10 protein-coding genes are annotated in these 16,729 nt (G+C 69.9%); 8 read left to right on the forward strand and 2 right to left on the reverse strand.

The genetic code is table 11. From position 1 onward, the window contains the following. Window positions 1-289 precede the first annotated feature (289 nt). From BJ971_RS09955 to BJ971_RS09965, 3 genes are all read left to right on the forward strand, one after another. Window positions 290-2,290, forward strand: coding sequence for an ATP-dependent nuclease (locus tag BJ971_RS09955; protein ID WP_184991831.1), 2,001 nt, complete (start codon window positions 290-292; stop codon window positions 2,288-2,290). Beyond that, window positions 2,287-4,035 (forward strand): ATP-dependent helicase, encoded by a 1,749-nt coding sequence (locus tag BJ971_RS09960; protein ID WP_184991833.1) that lies wholly within the window; start codon window positions 2,287-2,289, stop codon window positions 4,033-4,035. Before BJ971_RS09955 ends, BJ971_RS09960 begins: the two co-directional genes overlap by 4 nt. Before the next feature lie 778 nt (window positions 4,036-4,813). Next, window positions 4,814-5,836 (forward strand): tyrosine-type recombinase/integrase, encoded by a 1,023-nt coding sequence (locus tag BJ971_RS09965; RefSeq protein ID WP_203709336.1) that lies wholly within the window; start codon window positions 4,814-4,816, stop codon window positions 5,834-5,836. Between the two features lie 147 nt (window positions 5,837-5,983). Here the strand turns inward: BJ971_RS09965 and BJ971_RS09970 are convergent, their stop codons facing one another. Further along, on the reverse strand, window positions 5,984-6,736 hold the full coding sequence (locus BJ971_RS09970; protein WP_184991835.1) for an aminotransferase class IV: 753 nt from the start codon (window positions 6,734-6,736) through the stop codon (window positions 5,984-5,986). 129 nt (window positions 6,737-6,865) lie between these two features. On the opposite strand from BJ971_RS09970, the gene BJ971_RS09975 reads away from it, so the two are divergent. From BJ971_RS09975 to BJ971_RS09995, 5 genes are all read left to right on the forward strand, one after another. Further along, window positions 6,866-8,275: an acyl-CoA carboxylase subunit beta gene (locus BJ971_RS09975; protein WP_184991837.1), complete on the forward strand. Its 1,410-nt coding sequence runs from the start codon at window positions 6,866-6,868 to the stop codon at window positions 8,273-8,275. A gap of 147 nt (window positions 8,276-8,422) precedes the next feature. After that, entirely contained in the window at window positions 8,423-11,212 is a 2,790-nt protein-coding gene (locus BJ971_RS09980; RefSeq protein ID WP_184991840.1) for a hypothetical protein, read from the forward strand. Beyond that, window positions 11,205-13,895, forward strand: coding sequence for an ATP-binding protein (locus BJ971_RS42015; protein WP_184991843.1), 2,691 nt, complete (start codon window positions 11,205-11,207; stop codon window positions 13,893-13,895). The genes BJ971_RS09980 and BJ971_RS42015 overlap by 8 nt, the downstream gene beginning before the upstream one ends. Window positions 13,896-14,505: 610 nt before the next feature. Then, the gene (locus BJ971_RS09990; RefSeq protein WP_239087479.1) at window positions 14,506-15,177 is read left to right on the forward strand and encodes a helix-turn-helix transcriptional regulator; all 672 of its coding nucleotides are present in this window, start codon (window positions 14,506-14,508) and stop codon (window positions 15,175-15,177) included. A 74-nt stretch (window positions 15,178-15,251) separates the two neighbouring features. Next, window positions 15,252-16,280, forward strand: a complete 1,029-nt coding sequence (locus BJ971_RS09995; protein WP_184991845.1) for a GDP-mannose 4,6-dehydratase — start codon at window positions 15,252-15,254, stop codon at window positions 16,278-16,280. A gap of 56 nt (window positions 16,281-16,336) precedes the next feature. Here the strand turns inward: BJ971_RS09995 and BJ971_RS10000 are convergent, their stop codons facing one another. Next, window positions 16,337-16,627, reverse strand: coding sequence for a hypothetical protein (locus BJ971_RS10000; RefSeq protein ID WP_184991846.1), 291 nt, complete (start codon window positions 16,625-16,627; stop codon window positions 16,337-16,339). Window positions 16,628-16,729: the final 102 nt, after the last annotated feature.

Raw genomic sequence — 16,729 nt, forward strand, 5'->3', positions numbered from 1 at the left:
AAAGGTGGTGAACGTGCCGGGCGAGCACGGCCGTGCGATGGGGCGCCTGCGGCCGTGCGTGCGCTCACCACCTCTCGCCGACGCGGCTATCTCATGACGCGGGTTGTACCTGTAGCCGTAGTCGGCCAAATCCGAGCGTTTCACGGTCTCGCGGGATATTCCGCAGGGCGCCGGCGTCGAGCCGATCAGCTGTCGGCCCGGGGCACTCGATCGGGTGACCCGGGCGAGGGTATCGATCATCACCACATAGCGGTCGTTCGCACGTGCACCTCCACCAGACGACAGGCCGATGATCTTCACCGATATCGCCGTATCTCGCCAGGCCAATCAGACCGTTTACGAACAGATCCCGGCGATCCCGGCCCTTGTCGCCAGCCGATCTCATATCGTCCTGCGAGCACACCTCACGTCCCGCCGAACCCTCATGCCGGGACCTGGCCGAAGCGAGGGCTCGCATATGTACCTCGACCACCTCGAGATTGAGGACTTCCGCTCGATCGCCAGCGCGTCGGTGAAGCTCGACCGCGACCTCAGCGTCCTGGTGGGGGAGAACAGCAGCGGCAAGTCCAACTTCATCGAGGCCATTCGGCTGCTCACCGAACCACTCGACGGACGCCGTACCCGCTACCTGAGCAGTGATGATCTCTTCCGGCGTCCCGGAGCTGAAGCGGTCACGATGACCGCCGCGTACAGCGGCAGCGTCGAAGACCTCGCCCCGTACCTTCACGCGACAGCCCCGGACACGCCGGAAGCTCGGTTCACCCTGCGATACACCCCACCGCAGCCGGGCGTGCTGCGCGGCCGAATCGACTGGACAGCCGGCAACGGCGCCGACCCAGTCGACCCGGCCCCTCGTGCCCGCGAACGGATCCGGCACGTCTACCTGCCCGCCCTCCGAGACGCCGTACGGGACCTGGGCAGCAGTACAGCAACTGGCGTGCAAATGATCATCGAGAGCCTGCTCGCCGACGCCGACAAAGAGCCCCGGCCCGAAGGCCAGCCCAGCCGACGCGACGAACTACTTGCTCACGCACAAAGCCGCTTCCAGGAGATCCAGAACCATGACCTCCTCGGCGCAGCCGCCCGGAAGGTAGCCGAACCGCTACAGCGTCTCACCCGCGGCGCCTACGAGCAGGACACCGCCCTCGGCTTCGAAGCAGCCACCATCCAGTCCCTCGCCCGCTCACTGCGCGTCCGTATGGCCGACGCCGGCCTCGACCCCCGCGACATCGCGGACTCAGGCATGGGCTACGCGAACCTGCTCTACATCGCCCATGTGCTCACCCAGCTGGAAGCAGCCGCCGAAGCCGACCTGACCCTGCTTCTGGTCGAGGAACCCGAGGCGCACCTGCATCCACCGCTGCAGGCCCTGCTCATGGACTACCTGCGCGACGCCGCCGCTGCCAGCCGCGCCAACCCGCCCAGCAACAACTGGCGCGGCTACATCCAGGTCATCGTCACCAGCCACGCACCCTCCCTGGCAGCCTCGACCCGTGTCACCGACCTCGTCGTCCTGCAGCGGCGCCCGAAGGAGGCCACCGAACCTACGACCAACGCGGCAAAAGTCCGCGAATGGGCGCGCTACGAGACAGCCGCCACCGGGATCGCTCAGCTGCGGCTCGGCGACGACCACATCCGCAAACTCAACCGATACCTGAACGCCACCCGCAGCGCCATGCTGTTCAGCCCTCGCGTAATCCTCGTCGAAGGCATCGCCGACGCACTGATCCTGCCCGCTGCGGCCACCCGCCTCCTACCCGCCGGCTCGCTGGAACGCGCCCGATTCCTCGGCACCGTCCTTGTACCGATCGACGGCGTCGACTTCGAACCCTACGTGCGGGTCCTACTCACCTCGGCCAACGGTGTCCGAGCCGGCCACCGCGTCGCCGTGATCACCGACGGGGACCAACAGAACGCCAACCAGACGGGCGCAGAGCGCATCCGCACGCTCAACAACCTGATCGTCTCCCTCGGCGCCTCAGCCCACGCTCGGGTCTTCCACTCCACCACCACACTCGAGCCCGAACTGTTGGGCGCAGGCAACGCCCCCGCCATCTGGGCCGCCTGGAAGGCCCAGCAACCGAAAGCCTGGACCACCGCCAAGACCGAGATCGAGGCGATCCAAGATCTCGAGGGACGCAAGAAGGCCTTCGCCAAGAAGCTGTCCGACGCGCAACTGCGCAAAGGCGACTTCGCTCAGGACTTCCTCGAGGCCGCCGGCACCTCTTGGCCCGTGCCCACCTACCTCAGCGACGCGCTGGCCTGGTCAACCGCGGAGCCTGCCCGGTGAACCCGAATCTCGACCTCGACGCCGAACGGCACCACGCCATCACTGCCCAAGCAGAACTGGCCGCCGCCGATCCGCCGTTCGCCGTGATCGCCTGTCCCGGTGCCGGGAAAACGCGCCTCATCGTCGACCGCCACATCAACCGCCCCGTCCCCGCCCGCAAAGGGCGCGCCATCACCTCCTTCACCCGTGTCGCCGCCGCAGAGATCAACCGACGGTGCGACACCGAGAACCGCCTCGACCTGACCGACCACCCCCACTTCGTCGGCACCTTCGACACCTTCCTCTGGCTCCACCTCGTCCGGCCCTTCTTGAAGACCGGCACCCCATGGCAGCGCCTCGACTCATGGCGCGACGCCCCAGCCGAGTACCGACCCGTTCGAGTCGATCAGTCGACCTATCAGCTCGAAGACATCCAGTTCGAGCCAGACATCAACGGCATCTACTCCGTACGACTGATCGGGCCAGCTAAACGGATCGGCGAGAAGCCCGGTTGGAAGGAAGCGGTCCTCGCCCGCCGAAGCCAGCTGGCTGGCAAGGGCTACCTCACCGGCGCGGAACTACGTTCCGCGTCTTGCCGGCACCTGCGCAATCACGGCCCCTACATCGCACGGATCCTCACCGCCAAGTACGACGAACTCATCGTCGACGAGGCCCAGGACTGCTCCGCCACCGACCTGCATATCCTGACAACGCTGTACGAGCACGGCGTCCCGCTGGTCGTAGTCGCCGACCCAGACCAAGCCATCTACGACTTCCGCGGCGCCGGAGCGACCAACCTGACCAACCTCACCGACCGGCTTGGACCCCAGACGATCACCCGCAACTGGAGAAGTACCAGCACCATCTGCCGCCTCGCCGCGACCCTGCGAAGCACCAGCCGCCCTGCCGACACTGCCATCGCGGACCACCACGCTGACGACGCACCGATCCTTCTGTACAACGCCGCCCAGCAGGACGCCGCAGTCAACGACTTCCTCGGCTACGCAGCCAGCCGGGAGATCGCCGCAGAAAACTGCATGATTCTGGCGCACGCACGCGCCACCCTGCCGAAGAAACATGCTGGCCCCGCCCAAGCACCCAGCAACGGCAGCGCCGCGCTCATCTGGTCCACCGGCATCCTCAACGAGTTTCCCGGCGCACCCACCAAAAGCAGGGAACTCGCCCGCAGCATCCTTGCCCGCACAGTGTTGCGCTGGTGGTACCCCGGAGCCGACTCCCAGACGCTTGCCTCAGCTGTCAAAGAGCACGGGCTCGATCTCGCGACACTCGACCGTCTGTTCTTACGAATCCGCACCGCAATGCCGCCCCTAGACCAGCCAACCAAAGACTGGCTCGCCACTGCCACCAAGGTCCTCAACGAACACCCGCCTACAACGGGTCTGAGTCGCACAACCGCAAGGCTGTCAACTCCCAAGAACGCTCCGGCAACAGCTCGAAAGACGGCAACACTTCCGAACCCCGCATCCAGCACAATAGGAACGCCTCGAATCAGCACCGTGCACCACGTCAAAGGCGACCAAGCAGAAGCCGTTCTCGTCTGTATGCCCCAAAGACCGTCGGAGAACACCACAACAACGATGGAAGAATGGCTCGGCACCCAAATCGGTGCCTCCGAGTCCATCCGTGTTCTCTACGTTGCTGTGACCCGAGCGCGCCGCCTTCTTGGCTTAGCCGTTCCAATCGAATTCCGAGGGCGCCTCGCGGCCTATCTCAACGCGCAGGGGATTCCCACAGCTGAGCATTGAATGCTTTGTTCTATTCCTCCATCAGCTCTTGCCCCAAGAATGGCCCCGCGGTGGTACCTGCTGGACCGCTTGATGGACATCGCCACCACTGCAGTTCCTATGAGGGCAGCCGTAGCCTTCTTGCGGACGGCAGCCAGTAGAGGAACTGTCTGCTGCGCTTCGCAGGCCGGGCGCCTCATCGGCGAATTCCTCTCGACCACAGTGGCGCGCCTCCCGAAGAGGCTCGACCGCGATGGCAGGATTTGCTGAGAGGAGCCCTCTGGTGAAACATAGCCGCAAAGATGCAGGTCAGGTGGTTGACGCTGCCTCTCGAAAGGGTGGTCGAGCTGGACACCTTTACTCGGCCGAGTATACTTTTCAGTGACCTGGTAAAACGTTATCGAGCACGTCGCTGGGCCTTTCAGCTGCTGGGGGTCAAGGGGTCGCAGGTTCAAATCCTGTCAGCCCGACAATCGGAGGTTTCCGCAGGTCACATGGCCTGCGGGAACCTCGTTTTCATTCACGCTGATGGATCAGGGGACGCATTGGGTCCCTTGACTCGGCCCGACTTCCGACGGTAGTCATCGCCTGTTTTGGCAGCTCATTTTGTGGTTGTAGGGACGCGCGCTTGGTCCCTTGACTCGGCGTCTTCTGCCGTCTCTTGTTGGCTGTTTCCGCAGTTCAGAGGGCGGTACTCCAGGAGAGTGAGGTGTCTTGATGTCACCCTGCAGCGTGGGAAAGCTGGGGGAGACGCAGAAGATTCAACTTCTTCCGGGTCGTGGGCCGTGGGAGGTGCGTGATGAGCATCGCGAGGTTGCTGGCCGGCGTGCGCAGCAGCACGGTCTGGTCCGGGCTGTTGCGGGACTGGGACCGCACGTTACGGGCGAAGAACCATCCGCCGACCACCCGTTACATCTATCTGCTCGCGGCTGCGCAGTTGGCCGGCTATCTGCGGCGGGAGGATCCCAGCTCGGGCGGTGCGGGTAATCCGGCGTCTGTGACGAGAAGAGAGTTGCTCGCGTTCCAGGCGTGGATGGTGGAGTCGCGGTCGGCGGCGACGGCGTTGAACAAGCACAAGTCGTTGCAGCAGTTCTTCGCCTGGTTGGTTGAGGAGGGAGAGGTCGATACGTCGCCGATGGCGGTGGTGCCGAAGCCTCGCTTGGGGCAGACCCTGATCCCGATCATGACCGACGACGAGACGCGTCGGCTTCTCGCCGTTTGCCATGGCAATGGGTTCGCGCAGATCCGTGATCAGGCGATCATCCGGATGTTCTGCAGTACGGGGGCACGGCTGACGGAGATCGGTGACCTGTGTGTCTCCGATGTGGATCTGAACACCGAGTCGGTTTGGCTGCACGGTAAGGGAGGCAAGGACCGCCGGGTGCGGTTCGGGCCGGTCACCGCTCGTGCTGTGAGCCGGTATGTCCGTGTGCGGGGTCGGCGCGAGGGTGCCTCGGAGGTTCCGCAGTTGTGGCTGTCGGTTCGAGGCCTGCGTCCGTTGCAGCCGGGGGCGATCAAGGTGCGTCTTCGGCGGTTGGGGGAGGCGGCCGGGGTAGATCATGTGCATGCCCATCGGTGGCGGCACACCTTTGCTCATGAATGGAAACTCAACGGCGGCAACGAAGGTGACCTGATGCTGCTGATGGGCTGGGCTTCGGACGAGATGCCGCGCCGGTACGGGCAGGATGCGTGGCCTGCGAACCGACCGCATTGCCAGCGTCGTCATCGCCGGACACGCGTTCATGCAGAACCTCCGGTGCGGCCACTACGAGCTCACACTGGACGTACCACCCGCCCTGCGGGTCGCAGCGGCGTTTGCTGAACTCGCCCGAGCGATCTGATCGGAAACTCGGACCACGGGCTCAGCCTGCGGCCAGACGCGACAATGCAACGGAGCCTCGGTGGCTGAGCATGAAAAGGATTGCCGGGTCGACGGTGCAGAACGCCCGGCGACCCCGCGGATTCCCCGTCAGATGACTTTCGGTACGAGGTCGACGTACTGCTTGCGCAGCAGGTCGAGTAGTGGGTTCACGGTGTCGAAGCAGGTCGTGTCGATCGAGGCGATCGGCCGGATTCCCCCGGTCGAGTTGGTGGCGAAGGCGGTGGTCATGCCAGCCAGCCCGGACAGGCTGATCGGCTCGCTGCGCTGTGGCCCGTCGTGTGCGGCGGCCAGCAGCCGTGCCGTCACGCCGGGCAGCACGTCGGCCAGTGGCCAGATCAGGTTGTTGGCGTCGAAGAAGCCGATGTTCCAGGTAACGCCCTCGGAGATCAGGCCGTCCGGGCCGATGAACAGCGCGTCGTCGTAGCCGTCGAGCTGGGCGCGGCGCCGCTCGAACAGCGAGCCGAAGAGTCCGGTGTGTTTTACCGCGGGCACGTCACGGACGTAGCGGGCGGACCGTACGCGAAGGGGTGGTTGATCCTCCGGCGGGGCTGGGCGGGTGGTGATCAGTAGCTCCGGGTGGGCCGGCGCGGACGGCCGGGCCAGTGACAGGCCCGGGTCGGTCACCGAGACGCGGACGGTGACCGGTCCCTCGAGGCCGGCCACCGCACCGCGGATCCGCTCCCGGAGGTTCGCGGGACAGAGCTCGGCGGAGAACAGGGTGGCGCAGTCGCTGACCAGGCGGTCCAGGTGCATTCCCAGCCCGCGGACCCGGCCGTCCTCCACCCGCATGGTGGTGAAGTGCCCGTAGTTGGTCAGCGCCAGGCTCTCGATCGCCGTCATGGCCGCCAGTTTGACAGCGCCGGTTGCCGGTCTGTCCGGTCTGCCGGACCTCGCCCGCCGAATCTAGCAATTCGCCTATCCGACGGTGCCGTCTCATGAGGCTGACAGTTGCCGAGCGAACGGGCGGTCATGACAGCGGTCATCAATGCCATCGAGCCAACCGTCGAGGTACGCGACCCGCTGTTCCGCATCGGTCAGCTGCTGGACGCCGGCACCGAGACGCTGCTGAACGAGCCCGACGACCTCGGCGTGCAGGCCGCGCGCGGCCGGATCTCCGGCAGAGACGTGGTGGTGTTCTGTACCGACGGCACCCGGATGGGCGGCGCGATGGGCCACGACGGGTGCGTGCGCATCGCCGCGGCCATCGACCTGGCGGTCTCGCAGCGCCTGCCGGTGATCGGAATCTGGCACTCCGGCGGCGCGCGGCTGGCCGAGGGCGTGCACTCGATGGACGGAGTCGGCAAGGTCTTCGCCGCAATGGTCCGAGCCTCGGGGCGGGTGCCGCAGTTGTCCGTCGTGGTCGGTCCGGCGGCGGGCGGCGCGGCGTACGGGCCGGCGCTCACCGACGTGGTGATCATGTCCAGGGCCGGTCGCATCTTCGTCACCGGTCCGGAGGTGGTCCGGGCCGTGACCGGCGAGGACATCGACCAGGAGGGCCTCGGCGGACCGGTGTCGCATGGCAGGCACTCCGGGGTCGTGCACGTGGTCGCCGCCGACGAGCCGGACGCTTACGCGCGGTGCCGCCGGCTGGTCACGCTGTTCGCCGCACCGGGGCGATTCGACCTGGGCGCGGCGGCCGCACCGATGCCGGCGGTGGCGTTGCCGGAGAACGTGCGCCGGGCGTACGACGTGCGGCCGGTCGCGCACGCCGTGCTGGACGCCGGCTCCTTTGAGGAGTTGCAGGCCCGGTGGGCGCCGAACATCGTGATCGGGCTCGGCCGCCTCGGCGGGCGCACGGTCGGCGTGGTGGCGAACAACCCGCTGCGCCGAGGCGGCTGCCTGGACTCGCTGTCCGCGGAGAAGGCGGCGCGGTTCGTGCGGCTGTGCGACGCGTTCGCCGTCCCCCTGGTGGTGCTGGTCGACGTGCCCGGCTACCTGCCCGGCGTGGACCAGGAGCTGGGCGGGGTGGTGCGCCGGGGCGCCAAGTTGCTGCACGCGTTCGCCGAGGCAGTGGTGCCCCGGGTGACGCTGCACATGCGCAAGGCGTACGGCGGCGCGTACATCGCGATGAACTCCCGCTCGCTCGGCGCGACGCGCGTGTTCGCCTGGCCGAGCGCCGAGGTCGCGGTGATGGGCGCGAAGGCGGCCGTCGGCATCCTCAAGCGTCGCGAGCTGGCCGCCGCGGCCGGGCACGAGCGGGCCGAGCTGGAGGCGCGGCTGATCGTCGAGCACGAGAAGGTCGCCGGCGGGGTGGAGCGCGCGGCCGAACTGGGTCTGATCGACGAGGTGATCGAGCCGGCGCAGACTCGCCTGAAGATCGCCGAGGCGCTTGCCGCCGCACCCGTGGCCCGTGGCGTCCATGGGAACATTCCGCTCTGACGTCGATTGTCAACCCCTAGAAGTCAGTAAGCTCCCCTGCCTGTCGGGTCGATCTACGGGTATTCCGCGGTTCGGTTTTCCTCACAATTGACGAGTGACGATCGTCGGTGACAGGTACGCGACGCGCCGTGCCGTGCCGGTCGCGTCGTGACGGGCCTGGCGGCGGATCCCGCGCTGACCGGGCGCCAGGAGTGCGAGCGGCGGCTCACCGCCATGCTGGATGCGGCCGTTGCGGGCCGGCCCTGCCTGGCGACGCTGCCCGGACACTGCGGCAACGGCCAGCACGCCCTGGTAAGCCGGTTGATCCGTGCCGGCGCGGACCGGGGCCTGCTCGTACTCGAGGCCGGCGCCGGCCGGGCCGAGCACCGCGTGCCGTATGCGGGGGTGCGCCGCATGATCGGCAGCCTGACCGGCGTCGACCCCGGCCGCGAGACCGGGCCGGGGGCCCCGCCGCCCGGCCTGCGCGAGGCCGTCGACGCGCTGCTCCACCGGCCCGCCCTCGTCGTCATCCGCGACTCGCGCTGGCTGGACGCGCCCTCGCGGCGCTGGCTGCGGGCCTTCGTCCGGCGCCTGCCCGGCCGCGGTGTCGCCGTGCTCTACGGCGGCGTACACGTGGCCGAGGAGGCCGACTGGCTGGGCGTGCGGGCGCTGCACGACCTGATCCCGGTGGCCGACGTCGAGCTGCGCGATCTCACCGGGAGCGACGTCGCACGCGGCATCGAGGCCGCCCTCGGCGCCGCGCCGGACGCCGGGTTCACCGACGCCGCTTCGCGGCTCAGCGCGGGCCGCCCGGACGTGCTCGACGACATGCTCCGGCTGCTGCGCGCGGGCCGGCGCGAACCGGTGTCCGCCGCGGTGCCCGAGCTGGACGGCGCGGCCGCTTCGGCGTGGGCCGAGCGCGCCTCGTACGTGCTACGCGAGCTGGGCGACGACGCGACCGCGGCACTGCGGGCCGTGGCGGTCTGCGGCGGTCTGCTCGACCTGCCGCTGGTGTACACGCTGGTCGAGCCGTTCGCGATGAGCGCCGACCGGATGCGCGCGGTGCTGGACGCGAGCGGGCTCGCCGTGGCCGACGGCGACCGGCTGCGAATCGTCGCACCGCAGGTCACCGACCGGCTGCTCGCCGACCTGCCCGCCGACGAGCGGGCCGACCTGCACGCCCGCGCGGCCGGGCTGGCGCACCGGGCCGGTGCGGCCGACGAACTCGTGGCCGACCTCCTGCTGCCGGCCCGCCCGGTGGGCGCGCCATGGGCGGTGCACCGGCTGCGCCAGAGCTCCGGCGCGTTGTGCCGGCTGGGCCGGTACCAGCGCGCCCGCGGGCACCTGGCCCGGGCCCTCGACGAGCCCCTGGACCAGGAGCTGCGTACCCGGCTCGGCATTGAGCTGGCCGGCGTCGAGGCGGTTACCGCCCCTGAGGCAAGCGACCGCCGGCTCACCGAGCTCGCCCGCCTGGACAGCTCCGGGTCCGTACCGGCCGCGGTGTCGGCGATCGACCTGTGCCTGGCCCGCGGCGACGCCGACCGGGCCCGGCGATCGGTGCTGCACGTGCTCGGACACGGCGGTGGTCTGATGCGGGAGCGGCTGCTCGCCCTGGGCGCCCTGGCCGACGGGGTTCGCTCGTACCCGGCCGAGCAGGCCCTGCCCGGCATGCCGGCGTTGCCCGCGCCGCCGGTGGATCCGATGCAGGCCGGCGCCGGCGCGTGGAGCCTCGCCGTCCGGGGGCTGGACCGCCCGGTCGTGGTGTCGCTGGCCCGCCGCGCGCTGAGTGCGCAGGACGGCGAGGTGATGCCGCGGCTGGCGGCGTGTCAGGCGCTGGTCCTGGCCGATGAACTGGACGACGCCGAGGCGGCCCTCGACCACCTGGTCGACAGGTTGCGCGGCGGGTTCGCCACCGCGGTGCTGAGCCGGGCGCTGGTGGCCCGGGCCGAACTGCATCTGCGTCGCGGCCTGATCGATCTGGCCACCCGCGACGGGCGCCACGCCGAACAGGTTCTGCCGATGAGCAGCTGGCACCCGCTGGCCCTGCCGCAGCTGCTGTCCCTGCGGATCATGATCGACGTCGAGTCGGGCCGCATCGCGCCCGCCCTCGAGCTGGCCGCGTCGCCGGTGCCGGCGGGTGCCGAGGCGGGGCCCTACTGGCCGTTCCTGCTCTTCGCCCGGGCGATGACCGCCTGGGCGGACGGGCGGCCGTCCGACGCCGCCGAGCTGCTGCACCACTGCGGACGGATGCTGGTCCGGCAGGGCTGGCCCAACCCGGCGCTGCTGCCCTGGCGCGCGCTGACCGTGCACGTGTCGGTACAGACGGGTGACCACGACAGGGCGCGCCGGATGGCGGCCGACGAGGTCAGGCTGGCCCGCCGGTGGGGCTCGCGGGCCGCCCTGGGGTGGGCCGAGCTGACCCGGCTGCTGGCCGACACGGGTGGTGCGCAGCAGGGCGACCGGGACGACGAGGGCGGGATCTGCGACATACACGAGGCGGTCGCCACGTTGCGCCGCCCGCATGGCCGGATCTCGCTGGGCTGGGCGCTGGCCGAGCTCGCGCAGGGCCAGCTCGCCCGCGGCGACCACGAGGCGGCGCAGCAATCGGTCACCGTCGCCGCGGAGATCGCCGCCGGGTACCCGGCCGGCCGGCTGGCGCAGCGGCTGCGCCCTCTGCACGACGTGCTGCGCCAACACGCCGCACGGCAGGCCGTCGCGGCCCCCGGGTCGCCACCCGAGGGTCTGCTGCTGCTGCACCCGGCCTGGGCCACGCTCTCGGAGAACGACCGGCTTACCGCGGTGCTGGCCGGCCGCGGCAACCGCACCCGGCACATCGCGGCGCTGCTGTCGGTCTCCGAGCGCACCGTCGAGCTGCGCCTGAGCCGCGTTTACAAGGCCATGCGGCTGAGCGGGCGCCGTGAACTGCGGGCGCTGGTCCAGGCCGCAGGGAGTGGCTGAGGTGCTGATCGAGCGGGTGGCCGAGCTGAACCGCATCGGCGCCGGCCTCAACTCGGCGCGCGCCGGCCGGGCCGAGTTGCTGGTGGTGCGCGGACCGGCCGGCATCGGCCGCTCCGCCTTGCTGCGCCGGGCCGCCGGCGGCCGGGCGCGGGTCCTGCGGGCGGCCGGCACGGCGGGCGAGCGGGACATCCCGTACGGGGTGGTGCAGCAGCTGTTCGACGGGATCTCCGCCGACGTCGCCGCAGCCGGAGACGGCGAACCGCAGGCGCTGCTCGGCCTGCTCGACGGCGCGGATCCGGCGCTGCTGGTCGTCGACGATCTGCAGGCCGCCGACGAGGAGTCGCTGGCCTGGCTCGCGCGGCTCGCCGTACGCCGGGACGGGCTGCGGCTGATGCTGCTCTGCGCGGTCCGCGACGGTGACGCGCACAGCGACCACCCGCTGGTACAGGAGGTGACCGGGGCGGCCGACGCGGTGCTGTGCCCGGCACCGCTGTCGCTCGCGGCCGCACGCCAGCTACTGCGCGGTGCGATCGGCGCGGCGGTCGACGACACGTTCGCCGTCGCCTGCCACACGTCCGCGGCGGGCAGCCCGCTGCTGCTCACCGCGCTGGCCACGTACGTGCTCGGCGCCGGAGTCCCACCGGACGCCGAGCACGCCGGCGACATCCGCGACGCGGTACCGCCGGAGTTGCGCGATCGGCTGGCGAGCCTGCTCACCGGGCAGGGCGACACGGTGCGCGCGATCGCCCGTGCCATCGCCGTGCTCGGCGAGCAGGCGGAGCCCGAACTGATCGGCCGGCTCGCCGGGGCGGACGCCGTCGACGTGGTCGCCGGGCTGCGCGCGCTGCGCGAGCTTGGTCTGGTCGCCCGTGCCGGGCGTCCGCGCTTCACGCATCCGGCGGTGCGGGCCGCGGCCGAGTCCGACCTGCCGATGGCCGGTCGGCTGCGCGCACACGAGGCCGCCGCCGAGCTGCTGCACCGCGGCGGCCACCCGGCCGAGCAGGTGGCCCGGCACCTGCTGGCGGTGCCGACCCTGCGCCGGCCCTGGTCGGTGGATGTGCTGCGCACCGCCGCCGGCGCGGCACAGGACCGCGGCGCGCCCGAGGTCGCGGTGCAATATCTGCGGCGTGCGCTGCTGACCAGCTCCGAGATGGGGCCCGACCGGGCCTGGCTGTTGCTGGACCTGGCCCGCGCCCTGCACGACTCCGACCCGGAGGCCGCCGAGCGGCTGGTCGACCAGGCCGTGCCGCTCTTCGACGATCCGCGCGACCGTGCCGCCGCGGCGCTGCGCATCGCACCGGGCGTGCTGAACCCGGACCGGCCGTCGGTGGTCGACCTGTTCCGCCGGGTGGCGCACGATCTCGGCGCCGGGGCGGCGACCGACACCGCCGCCCGTGCCGCCCAGCTCGGTCTGGAGGCCCGGCTGCGCCAGGCCGGCCTGCACGAGCCGGACGAGCTGAACAGCGCCGTGGCCCGGCTGAGTGAACTGGGCGACGGGTCCGACTGGGACTCGGTGGCGGAGCGTCAGCTCGTCGCGGTGCTGTTGCACGCCGCCGTGGTGACCGGCGGGCTACCCGCCGAGGCGGTCGCGGAGTTGGGCGAGAAGATCCTCGAGGACGAGACGCTGCGCTCGGCGCACCCGCAGCCGACCGTGACACTCGCCGTGCTCGCGCTGGCCGCCGCGGACAAGCTGGACGCCGCCGCACGATGGTTGTTCCCCGGCACCGGCCCGGCCGGGCCGCGCTTGCCGGTGGCCGCCGAGGCCCGCCTCGACGCGCTGCGGGCGGTGGTCCTGCTCGGCCGGGGCCGGCTGACCGCCGCCCGCCTCTGCGCGGAACGCGCCGCGCACCAGGCCGCGCCGTGCTCGGAGACGGCGACCATCGCGCTCGGCGCGCTCGCCTGGGTGGCGGTGGAGATCCAGGACGCCACGCTGGCCGACAGCGTGGCCGCGCGGCTGTGCCCCGATTCGCCGGCGCCGGACGCCGTCCGGCGCTACCTGCGCGCGTACGCGGACTCCCGGCGCGGAAATCTGCGCGAGGCGCTGGCGGAGGTGCTGTCGGTCGGCGAGGACCTGCGCGCGGCCGGCTGGCGCAATCCGCTGCTGATGCCCTGGCGCATCCACGCGGCGGTGTTGCAGCACCGGCTCGGTGACCGGCAGGGCGCCGTGGCCGTGCTCGACGAGGAACACGCGGTCGCGTTGTCCTGGGGCGCGCCGTCCCAGCTGGGCCGCGTGCTGCGGGTCCGGGGCGAGGTCGAGGGCGGCCCGCGCGGTACCGAGCTGCTGCGCGAATCGATCGCCGTGCTGCGCCGGTCCAGCAACCGGCTGGAGCTCGCCCGGGCCCTGCTGGCACTGGGCCGGACGTGCCCGGACACGGCCGAGGCCATTGCGGCGAGTCACGAGGGCGCCGCGATCGCGGCCGCCGGCGGGGCGCCGTGGCTCAGCGGGGCGACCCCGATCGGCGGCCCGTCGACCATCGACGCCGCGCTGACTCCCGCGGAGCGCCTGGTCGCCTCGTTCGTCGTCGGTGGGCTGACCAATCAGGAGACGGCGGCCCTGCTGAACGTCAGCCGTCGCGCCGTTGAAAAGCACCTGACCAGCTGCTATCGAAAACTGAATGTGGCCGGTCGGGCCGAGCTGATCGATTCGCTGACCGGGGAGCCTTTTCCGCGCAAAGTACGCTGACCGGTCATAGCCAGTCAGGCCGTTTCCCCGCATTGCCCGGCGCGCATAGGTGCCAATGTCCGCTATGGAATCAAATAGCTGCGGTGAATTAAGGTGAAAGGTCTCTCGTGCTTTCGTGAACCGGGGGAGTGTGGGCTGACGGCGATAGGTCTCCGCTGCGGCGGCTGCCGATTGAGTGTCACATCCCACATCGCAGTTCATCATGCTTTTCGAGCGTGTTACTGAAGGTGCGTGAATTATGCGCAGAGTAATGGAGCCGTCGCCGGGTGGTGATGTGTGGACTCGGGGGTGCGGGTTCGGCGGATGCCGTTGCCGCCTCCGTAGAGCCCTGTTTAGCTGCTGAAATAAGGTCGTGGCGTACCGGATCGAGGTGGTCGGCTCCGTACCGGGAGGTGCTCTTCGGTGAACGCCCACCGAACCATTGATCGGTGACTACGAACCGTGGCCGAATGGCCCACAGCGCGCTTGACACCCTCATTTGGCATTCCTAACATGAGCGTCAGATTGATCCCGGCGCGGCCGCGGGCGTGCCGGAGAATCCTTTTAGGGCCCGGCGTCGCCCGCCGGTGCGGGTATTCGAATCTGGCGCCGAAGTAAATGGGGGCTCTTCATGTTTTCCGCATCCGTCGCACACGATCATGAGGTTTTCAAGGAAGAATCCCTCGCCGACGCCTTCCGTGCGACCGAGGGGCCGGGCGTCTGCATGGCCCATCTGGACCGGGCGTTGGCCATCCGGCACGCCAACCCGGAGTTCTTCCGGCGTTTCGGCGAGACTTCCGCGGAATTGTGTGGCCGACGCTTCTCCGAGCTGATCCACCCCAGCGTGCGGACGCCGATGATGCGGAACTTCGCCCGGCTGCTCGAGGGTAAGCACCACCGTTTCGCCAGCCGGGTGATCGCGGTCCGCCTGGGCGCCGAACCGTTGACCGGCACCCTGACCGGTGTCGCCGTGCAGGGCGGCGCCCCGGACGCGACCGGCGTGCTGGTGCTGATGCGCACCATCGGCCACGAGGCCGACGCCGAGTCCGCGGTCATCGGCCGCAAGAAGATCCTCAGCAAGATCGACGCGAAGATCCTCGAGGGCATCGCGGCCGGACTGTCCACCATCCCGCTAGCGGCGCGGCTGTACCTGAGCCGGCAGGGCGTCGAGTACCACGTCTCCGGCCTGCTCCGGAAGCTCCAGGTGCCGAACCGCGCCGCGCTGGTCTCGCGCGCCTACTCGATGGGCGTGCTCAACGTCGGCGTGTGGCCGCCGAAGGTCATCGAGGACTTCATCAAGTAGCGGATCTAGGGAATCTGCGGGTTCCGTCGATCGTAGCGTCGCCTCAGTCGAGGGTCGACGGTGAAGGGAAGACAATGGCCAGGCGTGCGCTAATCACCGGAGTCACCGGCCAGGACGGTTCATACCTGGCCGAGCATCTGCTCAACGAGGGGTACCAGGTCTGGGGCCTGATCCGCGGGCAGGCGAACCCTCGCAAGATGCGGATCAGCCGGCTCGCCGCCGAGCTGTCCTTCGTGGACGGCGACCTGATGGACCAGTCCAGCCTCGTCTCGGCCGTCGAGCAGGTGCAGCCCGACGAGGTGTACAACCTCGGCGCCATCTCGTTCGTGCCGATGTCCTGGCAGCAGCCGGAGCTGGTCACCGAGATCAACGGCATGGGTGTGCTGCGGGTGCTCGAGGCGATCCGGATGGTCAGCGGGCTCAACCACTCCCGCAACGGCGGCACCCAGATCCGCTTCTACCAGGCCTCCTCGTCGGAGATGTTCGGCAAGGCCTTCGAGACCCCGCAGCGGGAGTCGACACCGTTCCACCCCCGCAGCCCGTACGGCGTCGCCAAGGCCTACGGGCACTTCATCACCAAGAACTACCGCGAGTCCTTCGGCATGTACGCGGTGTCCGGGATGCTGTTCAACCACGAGTCCCCCCGCCGCGGCGCCGAGTTCGTGACCCGCAAGATCTCGATGTCGGTGGCCCGCATCAAACGCGGCTACCAGGACAAGCTGCACCTGGGCAACCTGGACGCGGTTCGGGACTGGGGCTTCGCCGGCGACTACGTGCGGGCCATGCACCTGATGCTGCAGCAGCCGGAGTGCGGCGACTACGTGATCGGCACCGGCCAGACGCACTCGGTCCGCGACGCCGTGCGCATCGCCTTCGAGCACGTCGGCCTGAACTGGGAGGACTACGTGGTCGTCGACCCGGCCCTGGTCCGACCGGCCGAGGTCGAGATCCTCTGCGCCGACCCGTCCATCGCCAAGAAGCAGCTCGGCTGGGAGCCCACCCTGGACTTCCCCCAGCTCATGCAGATGATGGTCGACTGCGACCTGCTACAGGTCACCCGCGAGCACGAGTACGCCGACCTGATGCCGGCCGGCGCCTGGTAGGACGTCTCACACGGCGAAAGGCGGGGCCCTCGACAGAGGGCGCCGCCGTTTGTGGCCTATGCGGCGGGTGGCAGGCTCTCGCCGGAGTGTGCCAGCGCCAGGACCGCCCGGGCTATCTCCGCGCCGTTCGGGCCGAGCCGGGCGGCGTACCGCTTCACCATCGCGTACTCCCAGGCCATCTTGCGGGCCGGTAGCCCCGCCTCGCAGCGGGCCGCGTGGTGATCGCGGGCGCGCAGCGTCCGGTCGATAAGCAGCGTGATGAGCAGGTCGTCGAGAGGGTCGCAGGGCCCTCCCGCCGGATCCGGCGCGAACTTCTCCGGTGGTAACGCCGTGACGCCAGTCGTCATGAAGCGATCTTCAGCGGACCCTGCCCGGTGATTCCCTAGAGTCACCGCGCCGGCCGGTACTCTCTAGGGAATTCACCGGCCACCACGGCAGAGACTCCGATC

The sequence above is a fragment of the Amorphoplanes digitatis genome (assembly GCF_014205335.1).
GTDB classification, from domain to species: Bacteria; Actinomycetota; Actinomycetes; order Mycobacteriales; family Micromonosporaceae; genus Actinoplanes; species Actinoplanes digitatus.